3 protein-coding genes are annotated in these 2,421 nt (G+C 33.8%); all 3 read left to right on the top strand.

The genetic code is table 11. The annotated features are described in order from the left end of the window. Positions 1–823, top strand: an 823-nt coding sequence (locus FTV03_RS18075) for an RHS repeat-associated core domain-containing protein (protein ID WP_257220839.1), incomplete at its 5' end; no start/stop codon positions are given. Positions 824–838: 15 nt separating this feature from the next. Next, positions 839–1,717 (top strand): tetratricopeptide repeat protein, encoded by an 879-nt coding sequence (locus FTV03_RS17480; RefSeq protein WP_163146125.1) that lies wholly within the window; start codon positions 839–841, stop codon positions 1,715–1,717. Positions 1,718–1,760: 43 nt separating this feature from the next. After that, on the top strand, positions 1,761–2,327 hold the full coding sequence (locus FTV03_RS17475; RefSeq protein ID WP_257220838.1) for a tetratricopeptide repeat protein: 567 nt from the start codon (positions 1,761–1,763) through the stop codon (positions 2,325–2,327). The last annotated feature ends 94 nt before the right edge of the window (positions 2,328–2,421 follow it).

Genomic DNA, 2,421 nt, shown 5'->3' with positions numbered 1-2,421 from the left:
ATGGGGTGAAGCTTTAGAAATAAAGGCTTCTCATAATTTACTTGAGCAAACCAATATTCGTTTCCAAGGGCAATATTACGATAGTGAAACTGGATTACATTATAACCGTTACCGTTATTATGAGCCGTATAGTGCGAGATATGTAAGTAAAGATCCTATTGGACTAGCTGGCGGACTTAATAATTTAGCTTATGTAAGTGATCCGAATCAGTGGGTAGATCCGATGGGGTTAACTGAATGGACTGGTTCAAGTTATCAAGTTAGTGTTCTTGCCGGAACAGGAATTAAATATGATTTAAGATCCCAATGCCTAAATAATGAAAGAGGTGTCGCATCAATAGTTGTTGGTGGTGGCTCATATGGGCGGGGGGGCACTTTAGGAGCGGCAGGAAGTAGATCAGTAACTTTTCATGACCCATATGATGGTGTTTATAAAGACGCATTGAATGGTGGGTGGGGAGATGTAAGTGCTAGTGTTGTATTATTTAGAGGTATAGGTTTTGGTAAAACTGGTTTAGGTGAAGCATCTAGTGATGGCTTAATGTCGACATATGATAGAGGAGTCGCTGCTAGTGCTGGAATTTCAAGTGGACATGTTATACCTAGTTTATCTAGCTATAAGGTTGAAGCTTGTTTTACAAATGACCCACGTGGGCCCATTTGTAATGGTCGAAATGGTAGATGTGAAAAAAGTGTACCTAAACCAAAGCCCCGATCATATATCGATCCCAAAACCATTCCTGAGTATGATCCTCGCTCTCATGCACATATTCCGCCAAATAATGTCAACATTAATGACATTTTTAACAAAATGAGTTTTTAAGAGGTTATGTACAAAATGCTGAAAAAGAAATTATTAGTGAGTCTAGCTGTAAGTATATGTATTACTGCTTGTAATGCTTCAAATACATCATCTGATTTAAATATGACATTTGAACAAGCTGAGCAGTTAAGATCACAAGCAGAAGCTGCACCATCAAACTCTGATGAAAAGAAAGAATATTATAAAAGACTCGAACCTATTTATGAAAACTTGGCAAAAGAGGGTAATAGTGATGCTCAACTAATATTGGCAGATATTTATTTTAAAGCGCTGAGTGGAACTTATGATACTAAAAAATCATTTGAGTGGACAAAAAAATCGGCAGATAATGGAAATGTCTCCGCTATGTATAATACTGGTTTTAAGTACTACACTGGAACTGGAGTTCAAAAAAGTATAGAAAATGCAAAAAAATATTATCTTAAAGCTGCTAAGTTGAATGATGTTGATGCAATGGGCTCTATAGGCTCTATTTATATTGAAGAAGGAAATATTGAAGAAGGGTTAAATTATTTAAAAAGTGCAGCCGAAAAAAATGATGCTCTTTCATTATTTGAGTTAGGGTTGATATATTGCGAAGGTGTGGTTGTTAAACAAGACTATAAAATTTGTAATAATTACTGGGAAAAATCTGCATCATTAAATAATGCTGAGGCTGCTTTAAATTTGGGTATTAATTTGATAAATAGTAATGGTATCACTAAAGATGTGGATCGAGCTATTAAGTATTTTGAATTAGCTAGTAAAATGAGTAAAGGACAAGCATCTTATAACTTAGGGGTCATATATTCATCTCCAGATTATAATAAGTTAAATGAAAGTTTATCTCAATTTTACTTTAATAAAGCATATGAGCAAGGCATCTCAAGTGCAAAAGAAAAGATAAAACAGTAAGTATTCAAATAATTTTCTGTAATTTATAAGAGATAGCATAATAATGCTCAAAAATAAAGTTCTGTTTATTTCCGCTATAAGCATTGTTATATGTAGCTTAATTGCTTGTACAAATTTGAATAAACAGGACAAGTTCCCTACGCTCGAGGAAGAGTGTAAATTAGCAGGAAGTAGTAGTAAGCAGTGTGAAATTCTTAATTTAAAAGATTTATCCTTAGATGAAAAAGAGAATCTAATGGGATGGGTCTATCTAAATGGGTTAGATAATATCAAACCTAATTATGATAAAGCTTACTATTGGTTTGAAAAGGCTGCAAAAGCTAATAACCATGAAGCTATAAATTCATTAGGTATGATTTATTTTGCTGGGTTAGGAAAAGATAAGGATTTTCAAAAGGCTGAAGAATGTTTTTTAGAAGCAAATAGGTATGGTAACAAAGATGCTAAATTGAACTTGGCAGAACTATATAGAGTTAAAGATTTTGGTCGATCACCAGATTTTGAAAAAGCAGAGCGTTGGTATTTATTAGGAGTCCAAGATAATCCTTCACGGGCATATGAGGGGTTATCAAAAATGTATAGCCAAATCCTAAAAACTATAGAACAATAGAGATATGGGATATTCAAAAGATTTTAAAGACAAAGTCATAGAAATTATGATTCGAGATGAAATGTCTGTGCGAAAAGCAGCACAGCATTTTAAC

This window comes from Acinetobacter sp. YH12218 (genome assembly GCF_013417925.1).
GTDB classification, from domain to species: Bacteria; Pseudomonadota; Gammaproteobacteria; order Pseudomonadales; family Moraxellaceae; genus Acinetobacter; species Acinetobacter amyesii.
This window is presented reverse-complemented; position numbering and strand designations above follow the sequence as displayed.